The following is a 25,841-nucleotide window of genomic DNA, read 5'->3' on the forward strand; positions in this document are numbered from 1 at the left end:
CACATTTTGTGATTTCACCGAATGGATTTACTGAACTTAAATAAAAGAATATATGTTATTGATTGCACCAATGATATGTGATACTGTCATTATACCATTGGTATAATAGAGGACCTTAATATGAATAATAACAGAAATTATGGTTATAAAACTGAAAGGAGAATTCCGGCACTTCCATCGACGTTGGCGCTGACTCTAACAGAGGCAGAATGTTACTTACAAATAGCTGCGCTTGATCTGTATAGCCGAATTTGGATAGGACAATATGACCGGATTGATGATATTTATATTTATGATACAGGTTCTAGGTGGAACAAGGATTCGAGAAGACATAGTCTTTTTCAGGAGATTCGTAATATTCTGATTCCTTCTTTGCTGGGGATGGGCGATTATTCATCATGCTCTTTGGGAATATGGAGTGAAAAAACTGATATTAGGGCCATCAATGCATATGATATACAGCAACGACTTAGATATGAGTTGTCTTGGTACAAGAACCCCGAGGGGGATATAACGATAGACTATGATACACCCATGATCCGAGGAAGTAATGGTGATTTTTCTGTATTTTGTGAGACTACTGATGAAGGAGTATACGCTACTTTATATTTGTCGCAGGAGCATTTGATAGTAATGCAGACTTCATTAGAAGTATATAGTTTCCTTATCAATCGCAAAATGCATGAGACTTTTAAGTATTATACATCTGATGAAGAGGTGCTTTCTCTAGCCGAAGAACTCACCAGGATATATAAGGAATATGAGTACCTCTCTTTTTCTTCTGATACGAATTATGGAATGGAGAGGTATCGGAATCTGATAGACAAGACATCAAAGATTATGGAAAAGATTAAGGATGTAAATGAAGAGAAAGCGTATAAAGATTTCATTCGGATTAACATATCTCCGACAAATCCTTTTATACCATTAGACGATGCGCTGAGAATACTAGACCAGCCATTTGAGCATTTTAAGAAATGCAGGAGGAAGTTCCCTCCCCAAAACGTATTAGAACTGCCTGGAGCAGGGTTTCTTACTAGAATGCGTGGAAAGGAACGTGCTACAACAGACTATCTATTGGTATGGTATGAATCGTCAACCAAAACAGAATACTATTTTGAAGGAGAGGATTATATAATTAAACATGATGGTAAAATTGACCTTCCAGATGACATAATGCTATTTATTCGAAAAAAGTGTCAAGAGATGAGGAATAAGAACACTGGGGAATGATAAAGTACAGTTATTTGAAGATCAGCCGATAAGGACAGCTTGGGTAGAGGATGAAGAGGAGTGGTATTTCTCTGTTGTTGATGTTGTTGGAGCTCTTACGGAGCAGAGCGATTATGAAAAAGCCAGAAAATATTGGAATAAGTTGAAGCAGAGACTCAAAGAAGAAGAAAGTCAACTGGTGACAAAATGTCACCAGTTGAAAATGACTGCTCAAGATGGAAAGAAAAGATTTACGGATGTGGCTAATGCTGAACAAATACTTCGCCTGATCCAATCTGTGCCATCAAAGATTTATTGTGGGGATGATTGTGGAACATAATTGTAGGTTTACAGATGCGGTTTTACATAGATAACGAGGTGACCGCGATATATGGCATCTCCGGTGGTGATCTTACTTACGGAGTTCTTAAACATCTCGACTATGAAAAACCGCATAATATCATTTCAGTTCACTTATAGGTACGCAGCATTTATCGTTAATATCGCATACCTTTTGAACTCTTCTTCTGTATTTCTCATCCATAAGAGGGTCAGTATTAAGCCAGGTCTTTACTATCTCCATGGAAATAAGAGTGCCTATTATTTTAGCGCCAAGGCAGAGTATGTTGGAATCCGTATGCTGACGGGCAAGGGTGGCACAAAGGGGATCCTGGCATACAGCGGCATAACAGCCATTTATCTTGTTTGCGATGAGTGCGCTGCCATATCCAACTCCATCACAGAAGATTCCTCTGTCACATTCACCCTTAGCTACTGAGAGAGCTGCAGGGTAAACAAAATCGGAAAGATCGCAGCTTTCCTCATCATAGGTTCCGAAATCCTCAACTTCGTAGCCATTTTCTAATAGATATTTCTTGATTTCGTTCTTCATTGCAGTTCCAGCGTGATCATTTGCCATTGCTATTTTCATGGAATCATCCTCCTATACAAAGCAGAATATAAGGTTTTCTACAAACATCATAACATTTATAATTATCTAAGGGAAAGCGTAAATGCCTGAATATATTATTGCCATGGGAGAAGACCCGGATGCACGAACAGCAATCTGGTTGCACCTAAGAACTATGAGTCGGTTGGATTTGATTTGTATGACAGAAAAACGAATGATACAGAATACGCTTATACAGGGGATTATCTGTATTATGAGATAGTACTATGACAAAAGAGAATGAGTAAAGTTTCATTATAACGATTCTTTCTATATGACATAGCGCAGATGTTCGTTATTATTCTTTTTGTAAGGCGCCGATACTAAAAAGCAAACATGATAATACGAAAGGATGATAAAAATGAACAGAGATATTTTTATAAAAAACCTGACTGTTGATAAGATTGAAATGAGTCCAAAGGGCAGATGCGCCAATGAACTTTCAGTAGAAGAGTTTGAAAAGAACTATGAACATTTTTTTGATATGATCTTTGAGATAGCTGCAGTTGACATTTCTTCCTTAGCCGGATACGGTGAATTTGACGAAGATAATAAAGCACCATTTGCTACCTTCGAAGAGTTTGTCTGGGAGACCTTTAATGAGAATCAGGAAGGTTATTGGCATAATTGGACACAGATGTTTGAGACAACTTTCTTGAAGAAAGACTATTTTGATAGTATATATGCAAAGATCATGCAGTATGAACCCTACTGTGAAGGTCAAAGATTCCTTGCAAACAATAACACATTTTTTGTTAACATGATCGTGGATGATGCAGGAAAAGTATACTGCGCAGATTGGGGACGTGCCGGGATAATGGACTTTTTGATGGATTTTGCTATTCTCGATCTCAACAAGCCATATCTACTGGTTCCGGAAAAGCTGTATGCATATGCCGTGAAAAAGAATATTGAGATAAAGAACTTTAGGGAACGATTTCTTTGTATGGCGTATTTTAAAGGGCTTCATACACTCATGTGGCACTCTTCCATCGATGATATTGAGTCCTGTGAATCCATTACTAAATCCATAAATGAACTGGAAGAACGATTGAACAGACTGACTAAGTAATATGAAATATGAAAATGCCAAGGATATTCTCCCTGCAAGCCTTTTGGAGGAAGTGCAAAAGTATGCAGAAGGAAAAGTAATCTATATACCAAAAAACGAAAAATCAAAGGGTTGGGGAGAAGCATCCGGATATCGTAAAAAACTGAATAAGAGAAATGCTGTCATTTGCAGCAGATATGCGGCTGGTGCCGGAATAATGGAACTGGCTGAGGAGTTTTACCTGTCTCCCGAATCAATTAAAAAGATTGTATATGGAAAGAAGATAAAGCTTCCTGAGTATTCACCATCTATATATTCTGCCGAGCAGTATTCGAATGCAGGTGTAGGCGAAGAATGGGCAAGGATATACCTGGAGAACGCAGGATTGGAAATGCCTGGTGAATCGAAGTTTTTCTTATCTGAACTTGTAAAGATTCCGCTTCGCCTTATAGAGGATGATGGCAGGGAAGGTGCTGGGGAAAAGTCGGATTGCGGTGCTGATGTACCACTGATTATCATATTTGAGAATCACAGATTCAGAAGTTTCTGTGGAGGAAGTTATCTGGCTCTTTTGAGAAAGGAAAAGAAAAATGCCCACCAGGCATTTGTTTTCATCAGAAACGAGGAATACAGTTATTACTTGAATAATTTCGGAAAGCAGTTTCAGAGAGGGAAATGAACTTATAACAAAAAGCTACCGGTATGAGCACATGAAGACATAATAGTGCGTTGAAGAGTATTAAGCATTGATGTAGATTTTGTGATATACTTTATATTGTCACATCGAAAACGTAATTTCATATTATTAGATGAGGGAAATAACAATGAGAAAAAGGACAATATCAATGATTTTGGCCCTGACTATTGTTCTATCAGGGTGTTCATCTGCAAATAGTGCTAATACTGCTTCGAATGATACTTCTACTGAAAATACGGGAAAAGCTGAAGAAACTGATGCTACGGGAACGGAAAAGACATCTGATGAGTCTGATGAAACAGTAGAAGACGACCAGAAGAATGATACTTCCGTAGATAGTGAGGCTGAGGTACAGGATGAAGATACCGAAGATGGTTCAGAAAATGAGGATGCTGAATCAGATTCTTCTGAAGGCATTAAAGTGAATAATGTTTACCTGCTTGGAGATAAAGAAGAAATATATTATGACGAAAATCTTGTTCCTTCCGTGCCTGCTTATAAAGTGGCGGATGATTTTTCTAATGTAGAATACGATGAAAGATTTGACTATATTTTCAATCCTGAAAATGCCAGTGAGTATAATGATCCCGGAAAGCTTAGGGACATGCTTATTAAAAACTCATTTGCGGTTACAGATTCGGATTACGATGAATTCTTCGATATTTATGAAGCAAACAGATACAATATGTTTCCGAGCTTCATAACTGTAGATTCATTAATGCATACATACCACTTATATTTTTCATATTTGATGAAAAAGACAGAGTCTAACTATCTTTCGGATAAGCTAAAAGCTCTCAGTGAGTCTATGCTTAATATAACAAAGGAGCAATATGAAGAATTAAAGGGAACAGCTTATGAGAAATCAGCTCTGGCTAACCTTGAATTTTTCTATATTGGTAATCTGTTATTGGATGATTCCGTAAAAGCGCCAATAGATGACAAAGCCTTCAGCAAAGTTGTAAAAGCTGAATATGACAAGATAATGGCTGCTGAAGGAATAGATGAATGTGCAGTATCAGGTGATAAGGAAGACTATAGCCAGTATAAGCCCAGGGGATATTATGAAGGCGATGAGAAAATGGAAAAGTACTTCCGCACCATGATGTGGTATGGAAGGATTCCTTTTGCATTTGAGGATGAGGACAAACTTAGAAGTGCAATTCTTATCACAAAAGCTGTTTCAGAGAATCCGGATGACTGGATGAGTATATATAATATTACAAGCTTTTTCGCAGGAACTTCGGATGATCCGGGATATACATGTCTTTCAGAGATACTCGATAATAGTTATGGCAAGATTCCTGAGATTTCTGAAATAGCAGAAAATGAAGAAGCTTTTGGTAAGGTTGCTGACGCAGTTAAGAAGCTGGATCCTCCTAAAATCAATTCCATACCGGTTATGGAAACCGAGGAGAATGTAATTCCTTCCTTCAGATTTATGGGACAAAGATTTACTATTGATGCTGCTATAATGCAGAGACTTATTTATCGTTCTGTCGAGGAAAACAGTAAAGACGAGAAGAGATATCTTCCTGATGCACTGGATACAGCTGCTGTCCTTGGATCAGAAGAAGCATTTAAAATACTTGATGAGCAGGGAGCAACCGATTTTAAAAATTATACAGATAATGTAACTACTCTTAAGAGCTATTTTGCAGGAGATGATCCTGAGCTTTGGAATGTGAGCCTTTATTCCGGGTGGTTAAACACATTAAGACCGCTTCTTGAAAAGAAGACGGAAGGTTATCCTTCATATATGCTTTCTGATGATTGGGCAAAGAAAGATCTGGAAACCTTTGCAGGTTCTTATACTGAACTTAAACACGACACCATTTTGTATGCAAAACAAGTTCTTGCAGAAATGGGTGGTGGAGAAGATGATGAGATTCCTGATGATAGAGGTTATGTAGATCCCGAACCAAAGGTATACAGCAGATTTGCATTCCTTTCCACAAAGACAAAAGAAGGACTGGATTCCTTTGGAATGATTGATGATAATGCAAAAAAGGATCTGGATCTTTTGTCAGAGATAGCACTGCGACTTCTTGCAATATCGGAAAAGGAGCTTAAGAACGAGGAGCTTACTGAAGAGGATTATGATTTCATAAGGGAGTACGGTGGAAATCTCGAGCATTTCTGGATTGAGGCTAATAAAGAGAATGTAGATGAGGATCTTATTTACAGTTATCAGGCTCCGTGTCCGGTGGTTGCAGATATTGCAACTGATCCAAATGGAGAGGTTCTTGAGGTAGGAACAGGAACAGCAAATACAATTTATGTAGTATTTCCGATTGATAATGGAAAACTTCATGTAGGAAAAGGAAGTGTTTACAGCTTCTATCAGTTTACAGTTCCGATTTCTAACCGTATGACTGATTCAGAGTGGCGTGAAGCGCTGTCAAACGGACACTTTGATGATGACTGGAACTGGGTTGAAAATGAGGATTCACCGGAAAAACCTGATTGGACAAAGGGATATCTCATAAAGTAAAAATATATGAGTAAGAAAAGGTTATGGCTGCTGCTATTATTGGCGGCAGCCTTTTTTATTACAATTTCATATAGGCAGGGACTTAGCGTAAGGGCAGCAGAGCTGCAATCACTTCCCGAATGGATCATGTGGAACGAAAAGACAGTGGCCGTGACAGATCAGATTAAGCTTAGTCTCTCCGAAAAAAGTGCAACAATATACAATAGTTCCGGAAAAGAAATATGGAAGAGTGGTAAAGAGATTTTTGTTCAGGATGCTTTTATTACTGATCTGGATAGAGATAATGATGAAGAGCTGATACTTCTTTTGTGGAAAATTGGCAGGTATGGTAAAGCTATGCCATTCTGGGTTACCGATGATGAAGACAGCTTTTCTCAGCACATATTCATCTATGATATTGAAGAGGAAAATGTCAGACAAAAATGGTGTGCCTCTGATATAGGGATGTTTGTGCGACGAATGAAGCTCATGGAGAAAAACAATGCCATTATTTTGACGGAAGATTTAGATGATAATTGTTCACTTTGGACCTGGAAAGGTTTTGGGCTAAAAAACATTGATAATGGGGTAAAATTTATTGCTTTTGGGGATAACATAATTCATAAAACAATTTATGAGCATGCCTTTAATTATGAAGCTGGAAGCTTTGATTTTTTATATAAGCCGTTTTTAAAGGAAATTAATTCTGCAGATATTGCTTCGATACAGGCAGAGACAATACTTGTTGATAAAAAGGCAGCAGTTTCCGGATATCCGTTTTTCGGATCACCGCTTGAGGTTGGCGAAGCAATAAAGAAAGCAGGCTTTGATATAGCTGTTTGCGGAAACAATCATGCGCTTGATAAAGGAATATACGGAATAGATGTTACAACTGATTTTTATAATGATAACGATATTGCGGTTTTGGGAATTCAAAATAGTAAAGATAAAGAATACAGACCTTATGATGTTTTCAGCAAAAATGGCATAAAACTTGCGCTTTTTAGCTACACGTATGGAACAGGAGAAATGGATGCATCGGAAAGATATCCTTACACTGTGCACTATTTTCCAAAGACTGAAGAAGAAAAGAAGCGCCTTATGGAAGATATCAAGAAGGCCAGGAATGAAGCGGATTTTGTTGTGGTCTATGCCCATTGGGGAGATGAATATAAAACAGAGATAAGTGATTATCAAAAGGAGATGACAGAACTGCTTGCAAATGCTGGGGCAGACGTAGTTATAGGAACTCATCCACATGTATTGCAGAAATATGAATTGCTTAAACGACCTGATGGAGGAGACATGCTGGTATATTATTCCCTCGGAAACTTCAGGGCTGATCAGAAAATGTCTGATGAGACAAAGGTAGGAGGGGAGGCTTTATTTACCATAAAGTATACCTATGACGGAATAAAAATAACAGATTATAGTCTGAAAAAAATCGATGCTACCTATTAGTAGTGCGATCCAGCGTGCTTTATTCAAGCCGCTGGATTCTTTTTATGTCATTCTTCTCGACAATTATCATGAGTAAGTTTTCTTCTTTTAGTTTTTGTGAAGGATTGACGTAGCCCCAGTATCCGCCTTTGTTTTTTATAGCGGCCACATTCATGTTGTACTTTCTTCGGAGGTCAAGTTCAATGAGGTTTTTGCCGATCCAGTTCTTTTTTGGCTGCAATTCTATCATGCAGAGATTTTCATCAAGCTCGAAATAGTCCTGAATAAATTGTGATGCAAGAATCATGGCAGAACGTATACCGCCTTCCTTTTCAGGGAAAATAATCTTATCTGCACCTAATCTTGTGAGGAGATTTATCATTCGTGGGGATGAGGCCTTGGCTATGACAACCGGGACCCCTTTCTCTTTGGCAATCGTAACACACATGATACTGGCGGCAATATTACTGCTCATACAGGTTATCACCACATCAAGATTCTGTAGACCAAGAGCTAAGATTTCATCTTCATTTTCAAGGTCAGCACATACCGCAGATGTGACTTTTGAAGCCATATCACGCACAGTTTTTTCGTCATGATCTGCAATAAGTACATCCTGACCGAGATCATATAATGTTTCTGCCAGACTGGCGCCGTATTTTCCTAATCCCAAAACACCTATAGATTTTTTCATTTTATTCCTTCCTTATCCAACATAAAATGTGCCTTCAGCATGATTTATTTTATTCTTATCATATTTTTTACGAGATAACAGAGCAACTAACGAAACGGGTCCTATTCTTCCAAGATACATGGCAAGAATAACAGTTAATCTGCCACCGATATTAAGTGAGGAAGTCATCCCTCTTGTAAGCCCGACAGTACCGCATGCACTAATAATTTCAAAAAGTATATCTTCCAGAGGGGCAGGGTTTACTATTGAAAGCAAAAGTGAAAGGGTGAAAATGGCCACAGCTCCAATAAATGCTACAGCAGAAGCTTTTCTCATTGATTCACTGGTAACTCTGCGTTTGAAAACAACATCTTCTTCAAGATGTGCAACGTATGACTTTACATTCATAATAAGTAAGAATATTGTTACAGTTTTGATACCGCCGGCGGTTCCTATTGGAGATCCACCAATGAACATTAATACGTATGCTATTAGACAGGATGATATGGTGAGTTTTTCCTGAGAAAACGTAGCAAAACCGGCAGTTCTCAGGGTTATGGATTCAAACAGGGAATTTGCCAGTTTGGCACCAAATCCCAGCTCTCCTATAGTATAGGGATTATTGTATTCTGTTAACAAAAACAGTAACATTCCGCTGATAATCAGAATCCCTGTAAAAGTAATAACGAGTTTGCTGTGTTCTGAGAGCCTTGTAATAATTGTGAATGGAGAAAATCTCCTGGATAACCCCTGCTTAAATGTATGTAAAATATCGAACCAGACAACAAATCCTATACCACCCATAACGATCAGAATCATTGTAACACTCATAACAATGGGATTGCTTCTATAATCGATTAAACTGTTTGGGCCTATGATATCCATTCCGGCATTGCAGAAAGCAGATATTGCATTAAAAACAGAAATCCATAGGCCTCGCCTTACGCCAAATTCCGGGATAAATACAAAGGAATAAAATATTGCACCTATTCCTTCCATAATAAATGTTCCTTTTAGAACTCTGATAAGGAAAAGAAGGAGCTTTGAATTCGAATTTAAGTTAAAGGAATCCTGAAGAAGAAGCCTGTCTCCGAGAGTGAATTTTCTATGAGTAATCACCATAAGCATTGATGCAATGGTAATCATTCCAAGTCCGCCTATCTGAATAAGGATAAGGATTATAAGTTGACCGAAAAGACTCCAATGAGCATAGGTGTCAACTACAACAAGACCTGTGACGCAAACTGATGTTGTAGCAGTAAATAATGCAGTAACAAAACCTGTATGATTCCCATTGGAAGATGAAAATGGCAGCATCAGCAGAATGGTACCCATGAGAATGGTTATGAAGAAACTTGCAGGTATAATCTGTACAGGTGTCGGTTTGAATTTTTTTAGGTTGAATAATTCCGTCATCTATTTATTATCCTTAGAGGTTAAAGTATTTTTGTCTGATAATTTGTTTCCTTGAATGCCAATTATAGCAGATAAAATCACTACATAACATTATAGATTTTTGAATTTCCGAAGAAATAGTGTAGCCAGGTTACTGTTTAAACAGCTCTGTGTAAGTGCTATGCAGAGCGTGCCTATTGAATTATATAAACGAAATCATGGTTACTGTTCAGACAGCTATGCGCACTTGCTGCGCTGAGCGTGAGAATGTTCTACGTCTTGAATATAGGATTTGCCCCTTTGCCGAAGGCAACTGGAATGGGCAAATCCAGTTGCTGTGAGCACCGTAAGGTGTGAACAGTAACAAATCATGTGTTTGTGCCGATATATATAGAAGTATTCAAGCATACTATCAATAATGTATAATGTAATTGATAATTTGTTAATTGTTATGAATTTTTCGGGATAGTAAAACATAGATGTAATTCGATATATATCAGGTAAGCTGTAGTTTTGTGGATGGTGTGAAGATAAGGGGGAAGAATGAAAAAGAAGAAAAATGGCCTTAAATGGTTAGTACTAGTGTTGGTTCTTCTTGTAACAGCTTTTACCGGTTCTATGGTTGCCTGCGGGCTTTTTAAGGAACGAAATTCTGACAAATCGGCAGATAAAGCAGAGGAGTCAGAAGAAATACCATATGATGCAGAGATAACTTCCCTAGAACAGGGAGACGGTATTAATTCAATTGCTAATGGCTATGCTGCGGAATTTGCGTTGGAGGAATTGCCTGATACAATTGAGCCATGTGGAATGTGTGTATATGATGATGTCCTTTATGTAACGGATACATTTTCAAAATGTATCTGGAAAGTAACAGGCAGTTCGGCAGAGATCTATGCGGGAGCAGAAAGTTCGCGGGATATATATGACAAACCGCAGGGCGGCTATAATGATGCCGATGCAACTGAGGCACTCTTTAAAATGCCCTGGGCCATTGCCCCTTTTATGGGCGGAATGGCAGTGACTGATACGGATAATAATTCGCTTAGAATTATAAATGCCGGAAAGGTCGATACACTTAATTCATCTGAAGATGGTTCGGTTTACGATTATCCTACAGGAATATCTGCTGATGATGGTGGAAATCTTTACATAGCAGATACACATTCAGATGATGTAAAGATTGTTTTTTCAGATGGGTCGGTCGGTACTTTTGCTGAAGGAATTGACAGTCCTATGGGATTGTTCTGGAAAGCGGGCTATCTGTATGTAGCAGAGACCGGGAAAAACCGCATTGTAAAAGTGAGTACTTCAGACCTCAGCGTTCCAAAGTCAAAGAATGATCTGGAAGTTGTTGCAGGAAGCGGCGAAGAAGGGTTTGATGACGGAAATGCACTAGGGGCGACTTTTTCATCCCCTAAGGGACTTGCTGTAGGAGATGATGGAACAGTCTATGTTGCGGATACTGTTAACGGGGCTGTCAGATGTATAAAAAATGGGCAGGTAAAGAGCCTTGAAATCAAGGATAGTTTGTCTCCTGATGCGGAGCTTGTATCTCCTATTGGAATTTGTATTTATGGAGGAAGACTGTATGTTGCCGACAACTTTGGCAGGAGAATATACTCTATAAGCATATAGTCAGGATAAAAACATGGGAAATTATATAGTATTTGATCTGGAATGGAATCAAGGTAAAACAGTAAAAGAGAAGAATGGAAAATCACTTCCTTTTGAAATTATTGAAATAGGCGCGGTGCGCCTTGATGAAAATAGAAAAAGAACTGGTGAATTCAGCAAACTTATAAGACCTACTGTTTATAAAAAAATGCATAAGATTACTGAGGATCTGATTCATATTTCAATGGAAGATCTGCAGAGCGGTGAAGAGTTTGTGACTGTTATCAGGGAATTTCTTGATTGGTGCGGTGAAGAGCCTACTTTTTGTACATGGGGACCTTTGGATCTGACTGAGCTTCAAAGGAATATGGATTTTTATGATCTGCCACTTCTTTCTGACAGACCATTACCTTTTTATGATGTTCAAAAGCTTTTCAGCATACAATATGAAGATGGTAAGATGAGAAGATCTCTTGAGCATGCCACAGAGAGTCTTGGGATGGAGAAGGATACTGCATTTCACAGGGCGTTGTCAGATGCGGATTATACAGCGAGGATTTTTTGTGAACTGAGCAGAAAGGTTTTCTATAATTACTCATTCGATAATTATGTGACACCAAAAACCAAGGACCAGGAGGTTCACATCATTTTCGAGCATTATGCAAAATACATCTCCAGAGAGTTTAAATCAAAAGAAGAACTCCTCTCAGATCCTGAGGTTATGGGGACGAAGTGTTACCTTTGCAATAAGCCGATAAAACGAAAGGTAAAGTGGTTTTCCAATAATGGAAAGCATTTTTACAGTGTATCATTATGTAAAGAGCATGGCTTTATGAAGGCAAAAGTCAGACTAAAAAAGGCAGAGAGTCAGAAGTATTATGCTGTAAAGACACTTAAATTCATCACTGATAAAGAGATGGAAGAGGTTAAAGCAAAATCCGAAAAGAAAAATTTTAATAAACTTGGAGATCATAAGAAAAAGGCGGACTAAACCGCCTTTTTTTAAAATCTTGGACCACTTCGCTTTTTTGCTTCACGTTTACGTCTGTTAAGTCGTTTTCTGTCTTCTTTACTTACTCCTGAAAATGCTCCGATCAAGGATGCCAGGTAAATAAGAAATATTATTGAACCTCCGGTAACGGCTACAACGGCAAGGATGATCTTCATATTGATATAAATCATTCTTGATGATGAAGAATAGTCATTTGAAGAACTGCCTTGGGCGCTCTGGGAAATGAGGATGTGTCCTGAACCTATCGGAACTCCGTTAAAGGAGTAGTTGATTGTGGATACAATCCCTGTAGAATCAGTATTTCCGTCGTATGAAACAGTTGATACTGCATCAGACAGGGAAGCAGTTACAGGAAGTATAACATTATCATTTCTTCCAAATTCAAGAGATACGCTTTGAGTATTAAAAATATCATCATTTGATGTAAAAAAGGCGTTATCATTTGGAATGTATCCGGTTTCTTCACTTTTTACATTTACTGATTTAAAGTTGTTGAAACCATAATCAAATAAAGTCACAGTATCTGTAAACTGTGCAGGTGATTCTTCCATGAGCACAACACACACCAGCTTCATGCCATTTTTTTCAGCGCAGGTAACCAGTGTTTCTCTGGCGAGATCAGTATATCCGGTTTTTCCTCCAACTATTCCTTCGTAAGGTATTTCTCCGGTGATAAGTTTATGCTTGTTATTAAGATAAAAGTCATCAGGTTGTCCTGCACTTGGTGCAAAATGATATCGCGGTGTGTTGCCTACTCTGCAGAGCAGTTCGTTCGAGAAAAACTCTTTTGCAATAAGGGCAAGATCGTAGGCGCTTGTATAGTGGTCAGGAGACTGAAGGCCATTTGTATTTGAAAAATGGGTATTGGTACATCCAAGTGACGCAGCCTTTTCGTTCATAAGGTTTACAAAGGCATCTATTGAGCCGCTTACATGTTCTGCGACTGCATTTGATACTTCATTGGCACTACCCACCATTATTCCGTACAGGGATTCTTCAAGTGAAAGGTATTCTCCTGCATCCATTCCGATTTTTGATCCGTCAGCAGGAACGGAATGGATCGCATCATAAGAGAAATCTACACGGTCATCAAGGCTTGCATTTTCAACAGCAAGCAGACATGTCATTATCTTTGTCGTGCTGGCAGGATATAATTCTTCGTGAATGTTTTTTTCATAAAGTATTGTTCCTGTGTTTACATCAAGCAGGATGGCGGCTTCAGCGCCTATCTGTGGGCCCTCGGGCCAGCCCTGGATTTCATTACTCTGGATAGGAAGTGACTTCCTTGCAACCTGAACACTCTCTGCATCGGACTCCGCATGGCTAACAAGAGGGAATTCTATTAATAGGCTTAAAAATATGATCAAAGCAGATGTCTTTTTAACAAAATTACTGAAATACATATAAACTCCTTATAGCAGTATTCTGTTAGTTTATGATACACTAAAAGAGGATAAAAACCAAAGATAAAGCTGCAAAAACTTTTCAATATGTGGCATTTGGTGGTACAATTTAATTATATATTGAGAGGTAAGATTTATTATATGCGGCTTAGAAATATAGCAGGTTCAAGAGAGAGAATCGCAGAAAGTCCGTTCACTATTGATAACCCGGAACAGAATAAGGGCAAATGGAAAGAAGTGTTCGGTAACGATAATCCCATAAGGATTGAGGTTGGAACGGGTAAAGGACGTTTCATTATGGATTTGGCAGCAGTCAATCCGGATATTAATTATGTAGGAATTGAGAAGTACTCAAGTGTACTTTTAAGAGCAGTTCAGAAGCAGACTGAGCTTGAACTTACAAATGTCAGATTTATAAGGATGGAAGCTGAGATAATCACAGAGGTATTTGAAGAAGGGGAAGTCGATCGGATTTACCTTAATTTTTCAGACCCCTGGCCCAAGGAGAGACATGCACAGAGAAGACTTACTTCCAGCAGCTTCCTCAGAAGATATGATCAGATTCTGAAAAAAGACGGACAGTTGGAGTTTAAGACAGATAACAGAGAGCTATTCGATTTTTCTTTGATGGAACTTAATACTGCAGGGTGGCATGCTGAAGCTGTTACCTATGACTTGCATAATGATGCTTCAATGAATGAAGGAAATATCATGACAGAATATGAGGAGAAGTTTTCCGCGAAAGGGAATCCAATCTTCAAATATATTATTAAGCGGTAGGGTGGTTACATTAATTTTTTTAGCGATATTCTTATCGCGGAAAGAGGTGGACGATGGCTGAGTACACATTTACAACAGACAACTTTGAAGAAGAAGTTCTCAACAGTAAGCTTCCGGTACTGATTGACTTTATGGCTGACTGGTGTGGACCGTGCAAGATGATGGCACCCATGATTGATGAGTTTGCCAAGGAATATGATGGAGAACTCAAGGTTGGTAAGATAAACGTGGATGAGCAGCCTGAGATTGCGCAGAAATATGGTGTTATGTCAATTCCCATGTTTGCTTTCATAAAGGATGGCGAATTGGTTGACCAGGCAGTAGGAGCTCAGAGTAAAGCTAAACTTCAGGGCATGATTGATAAAGTTGTGTCATGATTTTAATTTAATTTGAATATGTGATATTATATGGCTCGGGTAGACAGATTTGTCAGTCTACCCGACATTCTTTTATGTTATAGAAAAAGTGCTTCACTACGGATGCGCATTCGTGCGGGCTATTGGATTTATTTAGTGGAGCTTATTCAGGGGGAGATGTTGACCAAGGGATTTCCCGGAGGAGAAGTCATGTCGGACAATATCAGAAATTTTAACGATTATAGAAAAAAGATAACAAATGATGAACATGTTACAGAAGAAATAAATATTGAAATCCAGGATCCGCTTGATTTTTTGAGCGCTGATGAGAGGGAAGAGTACTATAGAACTCAGCACGAAGCGATGGACAGAGAGCGGGATAGTATTGAAGAGGATTCATCAGAGTTTTATCTGGATGAGGATGAAAAGGCAGCAGAAGAAAAATCCAAAGCTTTTCGGAAGAAGACCAGAGTAGTGGCTGATGAGGATTGGGAGGATGAAGAAACCGGTGGAAAAGGAATAGATCCCTTAATAATAGTAAGGATTTCTTCAATCATCACCGGAATCATAATACTGACCCTTATAGGAATGATTTTTAAAGCCAAGGTCTATGACAGATATCTGGTGCCGGATCCTGATGAAGCAAAAACCAAAGTTGAGGTTTTGGAGCTCGCCGGATACACTCGTACAGATGATAAAATAGTCACAACCGCGGATCTGAATTTAAGAAATACGCCATCTACAGCCAGTGATGAATTTATTGTCACGAAGGTTCCCAAGGGAACGGTCATTGACAGGGTGGCTGTAAGTGACGATGGGGAGTGGGCTCAAATTAATTATGAAGGTCAGCTTCTCTTTTGCTCTATGAAATACGCGGCAGTTCAGGAATAAAAGTTATGGATCCACGAATAGAATGGATCAAGGGCCTCACAGAAATCCTCATATCGTGAGCAGAGGTTTTCGATTTTTTCAAGTATTTCTGATGAGGATACTTTGTTGTCGAGCGCATCGGCAAGTTTTTGAGCGCATTTTGATTCCGGAATACGTATGTCCATGTTTATTAGAATATCCTCATAAAGCTGTTCTACACCTGAGAACAGATGAGGATATTTTTTGCGGATATAAGAGAGCTCATCCAGGAAAATCTCTCTTCTCTGTAAAAGGAACAGAGTATAAACGGGCTCAACAATTTTACGAGGCTCGATTTCGTCCTGGTAAGATCCGTCTTCATAGTCGAGACCGGAAGTGTAGTATTCACAAAGCTCCTGAATAAATGGACTTACATGTGAATCGTCATATAATTTTTGTAGTTCAAATGTAATTAAATCTTTCATAATTAATAATGATACAACAAGGAGAGAAGATATGCGAATAGGAATTTTTGATTCCGGTATCGGAGGACTATCAGTTCTTAACGAAGCTTATCATAGATTTCCTGACGAGGAATATATATTTTATGCGGATACCAGGCATGTACCCTATGGCTTAAAGACCGAAGAAGAGATTAAAGGTTTTACCGATGAAATAGTAAAATTTTTAATCGGAAAGAAAGTTGATGCCATAGTGATAGCCTGCAATACAGCAACAAGTGTTTCTGTTGAAATGCTAAGGGAAAAATATGATCTTCCGATTTTGGGAATGGAACCTGCTGTAAAACCGGCAGTGGAGAATGCTGAAGATTGTGATAAAAGGATTCTGGTTATGGCAACACCTGTGACAATCAGAGAGAAGAAACTTGCTAATCTTCTCATGAGAGTTGATGTAAAGCACAGAGCCGATCTTCTGGCGATGCCGGAACTTGTTGGATTCGCAGAACGTGAGGATTATGAAAGCGATGCTGTAAAGAACTATATAAGGAAACAGTTTTCAGAAATAGGGGCTACGGAAGAGAAATACAGTACGCTGGTTCTTGGATGTACGCACTTTAATTATTTTAAGCCTTTATACAGAGAAATTCTCGGTGAAAAAATGCTTCTGGTAGATGGAAATTACGGAACAGTTCATCATCTTGGAGACGTTCTTGGATTAAATATTAAAAAAGATGCAGATAGTAAGATTATCTTTAACCAACCACAAGATATAGTGGTTGGTTATCATACCAGCTACTATGAGTCAGGAGACGAAATTACGGATAACAACAGATTGTCTAAATACCTTAGAATGCTGAACAGGCTTGAGTTTGTAAGGAATATTTGATAACGATAAATTGTTACTTGATTAATACTATATAATGTATTATATTTTATATATAGCCACAAGATATAGTTTCGGGTGGCTATTATTTTTCCAAAAAATTAGATTTTAAGCGCAACAAGTATAAATTTCTAGAGGAATTATTGATTATTATTTAATAACTAGGGGGTTAACCAGTGAAGATTATTAAGAGAAGCGGTAAAGAGGTTACTTTTGATGGTTCCAAGATATTGGCAGCTATCGAGAAGGCAAATAAGGAAGTGACTCCTGACCAGAGCTTATCTGAAGATCAAATTAAGGACATTGAAGCTAAGGTAGAGGAGAAGTGCAATAGACTTACCAGAGCGGCAAACGTTGAGGAAATCCAGGATATGGTTGAGGATGGACTCATGGAGTCCGGTAAATTTGAGGTTGCCCGCAAATATATAACATATCGCTATCGCCATGCCCTTGTCCGTAAGTCTAATACTACAGACGAGCAGATTATGTCTCTCATCGAGTGCAGCAATGAAGAGGTTAAGCAGGAGAATTCCAACAAAAATCCTACTGTAAACAGTGTGCAGAGAGATTATATGGCAGGCGAGGTGAGCAGAGATATTACCCGTAGATTCCTTCTGCCGGAGGATGTTGTTAAAGCTCACAAGGACGGAATAATACATTTCCATGATTCAGATTATTTTGCTCAACATATGCACAATTGCTGTCTTGTGAATCTTGAGGATATGCTCCAGAACGGAACAGTTATTTCAGAGACTATGATAGAGAGACCCAAGAGTTTCTCTACCGCATGTAATATAGCAACTCAGGCCATCGCACAGATAGCAAGCTCACAGTATGGCGGACAGAGTATTACACTTTCACATCTTGTACCCTTTGTAGATGTAAGCAGACAAAAGTTCAGAAGAGAAGTGCGTCAGGAATTTATAGATGCAGGTATGGACGCTACAGATGAACAGATAAAGGATATTGCTGAGATGCGTGTGCGCAAGGAGATAGAGCGTGGCGTACAGGTTATCCAGTATCAGGTCATCACATTGATGACTACAAATGGTCAGGCACCTTTCATCACAGTCTTTATGTATCTTGATGAGGTTCCGGAGGGACAGCTTCGAGATGACCTTGCACTTGTTATAGAAGAGATGCTTAAGCAGAGAATCATCGGTGTAAAGAACGAAAAGGGAGTCTATATTACTCCTGCATTTCCTAAGCTTATTTATGTTTTGGATGAGGACAATATCCATGAAGGTACTCGTTACTGGTACCTTACACAGCTTGCGGCTAAGTGCACAGCTAAGAGAATGGTGCCGGATTATATTTCTGCCAAGAAGATGAAGGAATATAAATCAGGAGATGTTTATCCATGCATGGGTTGCAGAAGCTTCCTTACAGTCGACAGCGAAGAAAATGCTGAGGGATTGTGCAATAAGGGTAATATTTCAAAAGCACAGAATTATACAGAAGGTGAACATAAATATTACGGACGATTCAATCAGGGTGTTGTTACAATAAATCTGGTAGATGCAGCATGCTCTTCAGGCGGTGATGAAGCAAAATTCTGGGAAATCATGGAAGAGCGCACGGAGTTATGTAAAAAGGCACTGATGTGCAGACATAATCGCCTTATTGGAACTCCTTCAGATGTTGCACCTATTCTTTGGCAGAACGGAGCTCTTGCAAGACTTAAAAAGGGTGAGACTATTGATAAGCTTCTTTATGGAAACTATTCAACTATTTCACTGGGTTATGCAGGACTTTGTGAGTGTACAAAATTCATGAAGGGTGTGACACACACTGATCCTGCCGGTAAGGATTTTGCTCTGAGAGTAATGCAGTTCATGAATGATAAATGTGCTAAATGGAGAGCTGAGACAAATATTTCCTTTAGCCTTTATGGAACACCTCTTGAATCTACAACATACAAATTCGCAAGAGCGCTTCAGAAGCGTTTCGGAATTATCGATGGTGTAACAGATAAGAACTATATAACAAACAGCTATCATGTTCATGTAACTGAGAAGATCGATGCATTTACAAAGCTTAAGTTTGAATCTGAGTTCCAGGCACTTTCTCCTGGAGGAGCTATCAGCTATGTTGAAGTTCCGAACATGAACGATAACATAGAGGCAGTACTTTCTGTAATGCAGTATATCTATGAGAACATTATGTATGCTGAGCTCAACACAAAGAGTGATTACTGCCAGTGCTGTGGTTATAATGGAGAGATACAGATCGAAACTGATATAGATGGAAAGCTCATCTGGAAATGTCCTAACTGTGGAAATACAGACCAGGCAAAGATGAATGTAGCCAGACGTACATGTGGATACATTGGTACGCAGTATTGGAATCAGGGACGTACACAGGAGATTAAAGAGAGAGTATTACATCTGTAAATATTTGGGATTTTCAGTTTGACGGAAATTCTAATTTTGTTCTCCGGCATGATCAGAAAACGTAAATCATATTAAATATAGAAAGGGGCTATCTTTAGGTAGTCCCTTTTTGACTTATTGGAATTCCGGTGGAATTTCATAAAATAAACAGCACCTTGCTATGAATGACCATTCACATGAGAATGTCGCAATTGATATTCATAATTTAATGAAAGAATATAGGAAATAAAATATGAACTATGGAGAAATAAAGACTACAGATATTGCTAATGGACAGGGGGTAAGAACTTCCTTGTTTGTATCAGGCTGCACTCACCATTGTAAAGGCTGCTTCAATGAGGAGACATGGGATTTTAATTTTGGAAAGCCTTTCACAGAGGAAGCGCAGGATGAAATTATAGAGTCCCTGAAGCCTGCATATATCGCAGGACTTACAATTCTTGGTGGCGAGCCTATGGAGATATTAAATCAGAAGGCTATAAATCCGTTTATTAAGCGTATAAAAGAGGAACTTCCGGGAAAAAACATATGGATTTACAGTGGTTATACCTGGGAAGAACTATTGGATGAAAATAATAAAAGATGCCACTCGGATGATACCATGGAAATACTGAATAATATCGATATGCTGGTGGATGGAGAATTCAAGCTGGATCTTAAAGATATAACATTAAAATTCAGAGGGTCTTCCAATCAGAGAATTATCATGGTTCAGGAATCGTTACGGGCCGGGGAAATTATTCTGTCAGAGTTAAATAATTAACTGTTACATGTTTCCCACGCCCATAAATTATCCGAAGCCTATTCTGGTCAAGGCTGCATGAAGTCGAATATTACAGATGATAAAGTCTTCTGGCATTATTGTCTGTAATGGCAATGACTTCTTCTGCGGAAAGATTCTTGATTTCAGCAATCTTTTCTATGACAAACAGCAGGTTAAGGGAAGAATTCCTTTTTCCTCTGTAGGGTTCAGGTGATAGATAAGGAGAATCGGTTTCTATAACGAGCTGCTCAATGGGAGCATACTCGACAACTTCACGAAGTTTTCTTCCGTTTTTGAAAGTTATTACTCCGCCGATTCCCAGGAAAAATCCCATATTAAGATATTCTCTTGCTGTTTCAACTGAATAGGAGAAACAGTGAATGTCACCGCCAACTTCTCTGGCATTTAAAGCTTTCATCATATCAAGAGTATCCTTAGCAGCATCTCTTGAGTGAATGATAACAGGGAGTTTTGTGCGCTTTGCCATTTCTATCTGGGCCTCAAACCACTTTTTCTGGATGTCTTTTGACGGTTCATCGTAATGATAATCGAGACCAATTTCGCCAACGGCTACGGCTTTCTCATAAGAACACATTTCTTCGAGCCATTTCAATTCTGAATCGTTCATTTCAGCAGAATCACTGGGGTGTACACCTATGGTTGTATAAATGAATGGATATTTTTTCGTCAGTTCAATAGATTGTTCTACAGTTCGTTTACTGGAAGTTGCGTTTACAATAGTTCCAATTCCATTTTCCTTCATAGAGGATAAAAGTAAATCTCTGTCGCTATCAAATGCCTCATCATCATAATGAGCGTGTGTTTCAAAAATCATTAGTTCTCCTTAAAATGCTTTACTTAGTCAGGGGATAGAGTAAATTTGCGAGTCTGGCAAATTCTTCCAAGCTCAGTTTTTCCCCGCGAATTGATGGATTAAGCCCCATCTCTTCAAGTGCGGATACTACCTGTTGTCTGTCAAGACCAAGGTTTCCGTTTGCAACGCCATTGGAAAGGGTTTTACGTCTTTGTGCAAAGGCTGCCCTGATAACAGAAAACATGAATTTTGAGTCAACAACATCTACAGGAGGATTCTTGTGGCATTTTAAACTAATAACAGCAGAGTCAACTCCGGGCTGAGGAATAAAACAGCTTGGAGGAACAACCTGAACCATGGTAGGTTCCGTGTAGTATTGAACAGCTAAAGATAAAGCTCCATAGTCTTTGGAACCCGGTTTTTCTGCCATTCTGTCAGCTACCTCTTTTTGAACCATTACGGTGATACTGTCTATGGGAAGCTCACTTTCAAGCAGTCTCATAAGTATGGGCGTAGTAATATAATACGGAAGGTTGGCAACAACTTTTATTGGTTTGCCATTATTTTCTTCCTGAACAGCTTTTTCTATATCGAATTTTAAAATATCTTCATTTATGACTGTCACATTATTATAGTCTGATAATGTATCAGCAAGTATGGGAATGAGCATCTTATCGATTTCGACAGCGATAACCTTCCCGGCACTTTCAGCTATATATTGTGTCATGGTACCGATACCGGGACCAATCTCCAAAACTGTATCGCTATCTGTAATTCCGGCAGCTTTGACAGTTGTGCTTAAAACAGAATCATCTATAAGGAAGTTCTGGCCAAATTTCTTTTGTATACTCAGATTATACTTTTCAATAATTGCCCGTGTTCCGGACGCACATCCAAGTGTAGGCATAAATATTCTCCGTTTATAAAATTATTTTCATTATGCTTTTAAAATGCTTCAGACTAAAACAATCAGGTAGTAATGTTTAATGAAATATTGATTTGTCTAGTTATTCTATCAGTACATTTATTATTTTGCCACATTATGAAATTAAATTCGAGAAAAACCGCAGAAATAAGCGAAAATTAAACATCGTGATTTTTGACATCAAAACGTTGCTATGCTAAAATTTCACTAGATGTAGTATGAAAAAGTTTTAGAGGACAATATTTTGGATAAAACAGAATATAAAATTCGAGCAGAAGAGATAAAATCGCTGATTAGGGCACAGCGCTTTGCAGAAGCAGTAAGGATTGCCGACACAATTGACTGGAAGAGAGTTAAGAGTGTCGGTATGCTTTGTGCAATCAGTGATCTGTATAAGGTAAACAGGAGGCTGGAGGAGAGCAGGGATATCTTACTTCTCGCATATGACAGAAGTCCGACGAGAAGAGAGATTGTATACTCACTCTGTGAGCTTGCTATTGCTATGGGAGAATTTGTCCAGGCAGTCGAGTATTACAAGGAATTTGTGAGACTTGCTCCACGAAACACAGCCAGATATATTCTGCAGTACAAGCTGTATGAGGCTCAGGAAGTAAGCCTTGAGGAACGTATTGCCGTACTGGAGGAATATAAAAAGCACGACTACAACGAAAAATGGGCGTATGAATTGGCCTATCTATATCACAGAGTCGGACTCACTACAGAATGTATAGAGGAATGTGACGAACTTTTCCTGTACATGAGAGAGGGCCGATATGTAATTAAAGCTCTTGAATTAAAAGCTCTTCATGAGCCTCTTTCCCCTGAACAAAAAGCAGTTTATGCAAAATATAAGGCAGAAACCAGTGGCAGCTTATATGCACCGGATATGCAGGATTCTGTTCCGGGAAAAGATGTGGTGGATGCAAGAAAGTCTCCCACAAGAGAACTTCCGGAAATATCAGATGAACAGCTAAGTACATCTGCTGGTTATAACTATTCATCAGATGCTGCTTATTATGATAATCAAAATGTTGCGCAGCAGCCTTATGCACAAAATAATTATGCGCAGGATTTACAGCAGCAGACATATGCAGAACAGGCTTATGGACAGACTGCATATGAAGCACCGGTTTCGGAGAATCTGTCTCAGGATACCATGGTTTATGACAGACCGCAGGAAGAGCTTCAGTATGAGACGCCATTAGAAGATTCATTCTCAGTACCTACTGTTAATGTGGATACATATAATACTGTTGATCTGCAGAAGGAAATTGCTGCAAACCTTAAGGATATGCTTACAGAGAATCCTGATGCAGCTCTTTTTGCTGATGCACACGGGCCTCAGGTTGTTAAAGAGGGTGATGAGACAGAGAACCTTGATACAGGAGAAATGTTTGACACCACAGGAGAGATTTTAAAGCCTTCGATGTCAGAGCTCTTTTATGAAGACAGAACAGCTCCGGTTGACAATAGTGTCTATCAAATGCCTGTAAATGAAGCTGCGGTGACTGAAGACTTAGCACAGACTCCCGTTGAAGGACAAAGCTTTGAGTCTACTGATCAATACGGTGGGGAGCAGTATGCAGAACTGCAGAATGAGCAGGAAAGCGAACAGGCAGCAGGAGAGAGTAGAGCATTTTTTGAAATGCCTGTAACGAAACTTGCATCTCAATCAAAAAGAGAGGCTGTAGCAGATACTGATACAAAGATATGGAATGCGGAGGAAATAGAACAGGCTAGAGATATGCTGCCTACCAGTCCGCAAAGTGCCTCAATTGCTGAGGAATTAAAGGATAAGGAAATAGCAGCTAATCTTGCTGCTTCTGCTATGCAGGATCATGCAATGTATAAGGGTGCGGTTTTCACGGACGAGCCATTACAGGATGAAGTTCCCGGTGCGGTGATCAAGCCAAATGTAAGATATCAGATCAATAATTCCTTCGATAAGATGCTTTCTCAGGAATATGATGGTCAGATAAGTCTTGCTATCGATGATTCCAAGCAGGTAGAGAAACAGATAACCGGTCAGATAAGCATTAATGAGTTTATGCAGGACTGGGAAAACTATAAAAAGCAGCAACAGGATCAGCAATACAAGAAAGTTAAAAAGCTGGCTGACTCAGAGACAGGTGAGCTTTTTAAGGAATTTGACCAAAATCTTGTATCGCCTATGCTTGATGGTGAAATCTCGCCTGAAGAAGCTTTGATTAAATCTAATGCTGAAATACAGAATGAGCAGATCACCTCAGCGGATAGTGCCATTGAGGAGCCATTAGTTTCTGAAGCCGGTTCTATAGACGATGTTAATTATGAAGAAGATATCGATTCAAAGGGTGAGGAATCGGTAAGTAGTGAAGAACTGACTGATAATGAAACACTGTTAAATACAGAAAGTTCAAATGCAGAGCAGGAAAGTAATGACTTCTATGCCCAAGAGCCGGAAAATGAGGAGCTTTCTTCTGATGAATATGCGAGTGATGAAATAGATACCACGCAGCAGGAGCTTTCTGATAATGAAGCTATTACTGAGGAAGATCAGTCTGAGATTAAGACTGTTGATGACCTTCAAAATACTCAGTCAATGGTTCTCATTACAGGAGAGGATTTAGAGACAGCTAAGTACTTGGGAGTAGAGGAGGAACCCTCTAAGGAGCCTGAAGAAAACACCAGGGCAGCAGAGGTGGATCTTGGTGAAACAACAGAGATTAGCAGTGAAGAAATAGAAAAGGCTGTCAGAGAGTCCGTTAAGGAAAAGAAAGAAGACGCCCGGTATAGTGAAACAACTCAAAATGCTGGTGCAGAAGATAAGGAAGAATTTGTAGAAGAAACAACAGAATCTGCCAAAGAAGAAGCAGAAGTCTCAGAAGTAAATGAGCATGTGGATCTCGAAGATGATAAGGATGATAAAGGAATAGATGAGAGAGTCCGTGTTATGACTCCCGAGGAAAAGGGACTGTTTGGACCTTATATCCATCATAAAAAATCCAGAAGGCAGATAGTTCGTGCTATAGACAGCCTTAGTATGGCTGCATACACAAATAATGCCATAGTTACAGGTGAAGAGGGCGCAGGTACAGTTAACCTTGCAAAGGGACTTATCAAAGCTGTTCAGGCTACAGATGATAATTTTTCAGGTAAGGTTGCTATGATCACAGCAATCAAGCTGAATAAAAGCTCTGTAAGTTCAATTCTTGATAAGATTGTTAATGGAGCTCTTATTATCAGAAGAGCTGCAGATTTAAAAGAAGATACGGTTATCACTTTGTTAAAGCAGCTGCAGAGCGAGAACAAGGGATACATCGTCGTTATTGAGGATACCAAGGATGATATAGACAGACTCCTTGATAAATATCCGGATCTTAAAAAATGCTTCAATGTTCGAGTAGATATAGAGGCTCTTGATGATGATTCTCTGGTGGCATATGCTGAGCAATATGCTTTAGAGAAGGAGCACGTTATCGACAATCTTGGAATTCTTGCGCTTCATCAGAAGATTTCCGAGAGACAGACTTTGGATCATGAGGTGACTGTTTCTGAAGTTAAGGAAATGGTAGATGATGCCATTTACTATGCTGATAAGTATTCAGTAGGGCATTATTTTGATGTTTTGTTCAGAAAACGATTTGATAAGGAAGACATGATAATTCTTCGAGAGAAGGATTTCCTTCATTAAATATATGTTTATGCTATAATGT

General features: G+C 38.9%; 22 protein-coding genes. 15 read left to right on the forward strand and 7 right to left on the reverse strand.

The window, feature by feature from the left end:
- The first annotated feature begins 120 nt into the window (after positions 1 to 120).
- Complete coding sequence (locus G622_RS0112195) at positions 121 to 1,233, forward strand: hypothetical protein (RefSeq protein WP_026510959.1); 1,113 nt, start codon at positions 121 to 123, stop codon at positions 1,231 to 1,233.
- Positions 1,234 to 1,261: 28 nt separating this feature from the next.
- Positions 1,262 to 1,552, forward strand: a complete 291-nt coding sequence (locus G622_RS27135) for a BRO family protein (protein ID WP_242832998.1) — start codon at positions 1,262 to 1,264, stop codon at positions 1,550 to 1,552.
- 120 nt (positions 1,553 to 1,672) lie between these two features.
- On the opposite strand, the gene G622_RS0112200 is transcribed toward G622_RS27135, so the two are convergent.
- Positions 1,673 to 2,143: an RpiB/LacA/LacB family sugar-phosphate isomerase gene (locus G622_RS0112200; RefSeq protein WP_026510960.1), complete on the reverse strand. Its 471-nt coding sequence runs from the start codon at positions 2,141 to 2,143 to the stop codon at positions 1,673 to 1,675.
- A gap of 379 nt (positions 2,144 to 2,522) precedes the next feature.
- Here G622_RS0112200 and G622_RS0112210 point away from each other — a divergent pair, with 379 nt between their 5' ends.
- The 4 genes from G622_RS0112210 (at position 2,523) to G622_RS24670 (ending at position 7,843) form a co-directional block, all read left to right on the forward strand.
- Positions 2,523 to 3,233: a hypothetical protein gene (locus G622_RS0112210; protein WP_026510961.1), complete on the forward strand. Its 711-nt coding sequence runs from the start codon at positions 2,523 to 2,525 to the stop codon at positions 3,231 to 3,233.
- A 1-nt stretch (position 3,234) separates the two neighbouring features.
- Complete coding sequence (locus G622_RS26890; protein ID WP_330363609.1) at positions 3,235 to 3,891, forward strand: CD3324 family protein; 657 nt, start codon at positions 3,235 to 3,237, stop codon at positions 3,889 to 3,891.
- A 145-nt stretch (positions 3,892 to 4,036) separates the two neighbouring features.
- On the forward strand, positions 4,037 to 6,403 hold the full coding sequence (locus G622_RS22755; RefSeq protein ID WP_049945828.1) for a DUF3160 domain-containing protein: 2,367 nt from the start codon (positions 4,037 to 4,039) through the stop codon (positions 6,401 to 6,403).
- A 6-nt stretch (positions 6,404 to 6,409) separates the two neighbouring features.
- A complete protein-coding gene (locus tag G622_RS24670) occupies positions 6,410 to 7,843 on the forward strand; it encodes a CapA family protein (RefSeq protein ID WP_049945829.1) in 1,434 nt (477 codons plus the stop codon).
- A 19-nt stretch (positions 7,844 to 7,862) separates the two neighbouring features.
- On the opposite strand, the gene G622_RS0112230 is transcribed toward G622_RS24670, so the two are convergent.
- A complete protein-coding gene (locus tag G622_RS0112230; RefSeq protein WP_026510962.1) occupies positions 7,863 to 8,516 on the reverse strand; it encodes a potassium channel family protein in 654 nt (217 codons plus the stop codon).
- A 12-nt stretch (positions 8,517 to 8,528) separates the two neighbouring features.
- The gene (locus G622_RS0112235) at positions 8,529 to 9,911 is read right to left on the reverse strand and encodes a TrkH family potassium uptake protein (protein WP_026510963.1); all 1,383 of its coding nucleotides are present in this window, start codon (positions 9,909 to 9,911) and stop codon (positions 8,529 to 8,531) included.
- A 522-nt stretch (positions 9,912 to 10,433) separates the two neighbouring features.
- On the opposite strand from G622_RS0112235, the gene G622_RS0112240 reads away from it, so the two are divergent.
- Positions 10,434 to 11,528: an NHL domain-containing protein gene (locus tag G622_RS0112240; protein ID WP_026510964.1), complete on the forward strand. Its 1,095-nt coding sequence runs from the start codon at positions 10,434 to 10,436 to the stop codon at positions 11,526 to 11,528.
- 13 nt (positions 11,529 to 11,541) lie between these two features.
- The gene (locus tag G622_RS22765) at positions 11,542 to 12,498 is read left to right on the forward strand and encodes a 3'-5' exonuclease (protein ID WP_044914137.1); all 957 of its coding nucleotides are present in this window, start codon (positions 11,542 to 11,544) and stop codon (positions 12,496 to 12,498) included.
- A gap of 11 nt (positions 12,499 to 12,509) precedes the next feature.
- On the opposite strand, the gene G622_RS22770 is transcribed toward G622_RS22765, so the two are convergent.
- On the reverse strand, positions 12,510 to 13,922 hold the full coding sequence (locus G622_RS22770) for a D-alanyl-D-alanine carboxypeptidase family protein (RefSeq protein WP_044957598.1): 1,413 nt from the start codon (positions 13,920 to 13,922) through the stop codon (positions 12,510 to 12,512).
- Positions 13,923 to 14,063: 141 nt separating this feature from the next.
- On the opposite strand from G622_RS22770, the gene trmB reads away from it, so the two are divergent.
- The 3 genes from trmB to G622_RS0112265 all read left to right on the forward strand — a co-directional run bounded on the left by trmB (position 14,064) and on the right by G622_RS0112265 (position 15,949).
- The gene (gene trmB, locus G622_RS0112255; RefSeq protein WP_026510965.1) at positions 14,064 to 14,702 is read left to right on the forward strand and encodes a tRNA (guanosine(46)-N7)-methyltransferase TrmB; all 639 of its coding nucleotides are present in this window, start codon (positions 14,064 to 14,066) and stop codon (positions 14,700 to 14,702) included.
- A gap of 53 nt (positions 14,703 to 14,755) precedes the next feature.
- A complete protein-coding gene (gene trxA / locus G622_RS0112260) occupies positions 14,756 to 15,079 on the forward strand; it encodes a thioredoxin (protein WP_026510966.1) in 324 nt (107 codons plus the stop codon).
- A gap of 189 nt (positions 15,080 to 15,268) precedes the next feature.
- Entirely contained in the window at positions 15,269 to 15,949 is a 681-nt protein-coding gene (locus G622_RS0112265; RefSeq protein ID WP_044914138.1) for an SH3 domain-containing protein, read from the forward strand.
- Here the strand turns inward: G622_RS0112265 and G622_RS0112270 are convergent.
- A complete protein-coding gene (locus G622_RS0112270; RefSeq protein WP_026510968.1) occupies positions 15,940 to 16,392 on the reverse strand; it encodes a hypothetical protein in 453 nt (150 codons plus the stop codon). The two genes, G622_RS0112265 and G622_RS0112270, sit on opposite strands and share 10 nt — an antisense overlap.
- Before the next feature lie 31 nt (positions 16,393 to 16,423).
- Here G622_RS0112270 and murI point away from each other — a divergent pair, with 31 nt between their 5' ends.
- The 3 genes from murI to nrdG all read left to right on the forward strand — a co-directional run bounded on the left by murI (position 16,424) and on the right by nrdG (position 20,407).
- Positions 16,424 to 17,254, forward strand: a complete 831-nt coding sequence (gene murI / locus G622_RS0112275; RefSeq protein ID WP_026510969.1) for a glutamate racemase — start codon at positions 16,424 to 16,426, stop codon at positions 17,252 to 17,254.
- Between the two features lie 173 nt (positions 17,255 to 17,427).
- Positions 17,428 to 19,644 carry an anaerobic ribonucleoside-triphosphate reductase gene (gene nrdD, locus G622_RS0112280; protein WP_026510970.1) on the forward strand — a complete coding sequence of 739 codons (2,217 nt, stop codon included), beginning with the start codon at positions 17,428 to 17,430 and terminating at the stop codon, positions 19,642 to 19,644.
- A gap of 232 nt (positions 19,645 to 19,876) precedes the next feature.
- On the forward strand, positions 19,877 to 20,407 hold the full coding sequence (gene nrdG / locus G622_RS0112285; protein ID WP_026510971.1) for an anaerobic ribonucleoside-triphosphate reductase activating protein: 531 nt from the start codon (positions 19,877 to 19,879) through the stop codon (positions 20,405 to 20,407).
- Positions 20,408 to 20,477: 70 nt separating this feature from the next.
- Here nrdG and G622_RS0112290 read toward each other — a convergent pair whose 3' ends face one another.
- Together G622_RS0112290 and rsmA are read right to left on the reverse strand one after the other, a co-directional pair.
- A complete protein-coding gene (locus tag G622_RS0112290; RefSeq protein WP_026510972.1) occupies positions 20,478 to 21,242 on the reverse strand; it encodes a TatD family hydrolase in 765 nt (254 codons plus the stop codon).
- A 19-nt stretch (positions 21,243 to 21,261) separates the two neighbouring features.
- Complete coding sequence (gene rsmA / locus G622_RS0112295; protein ID WP_026510973.1) at positions 21,262 to 22,128, reverse strand: 16S rRNA (adenine(1518)-N(6)/adenine(1519)-N(6))-dimethyltransferase RsmA; 867 nt, start codon at positions 22,126 to 22,128, stop codon at positions 21,262 to 21,264.
- Positions 22,129 to 22,390: 262 nt separating this feature from the next.
- On the opposite strand from rsmA, the gene G622_RS0112300 reads away from it, so the two are divergent.
- Entirely contained in the window at positions 22,391 to 25,819 is a 3,429-nt protein-coding gene (locus G622_RS0112300; protein WP_026510974.1) for a tetratricopeptide repeat protein, read from the forward strand.
- Positions 25,820 to 25,841: the final 22 nt, after the last annotated feature.

The sequence above is a fragment of the Butyrivibrio sp. LC3010 genome, assembly GCF_000424385.1.
Classification (GTDB): domain Bacteria; phylum Bacillota; class Clostridia; order Lachnospirales; family Lachnospiraceae; genus Butyrivibrio.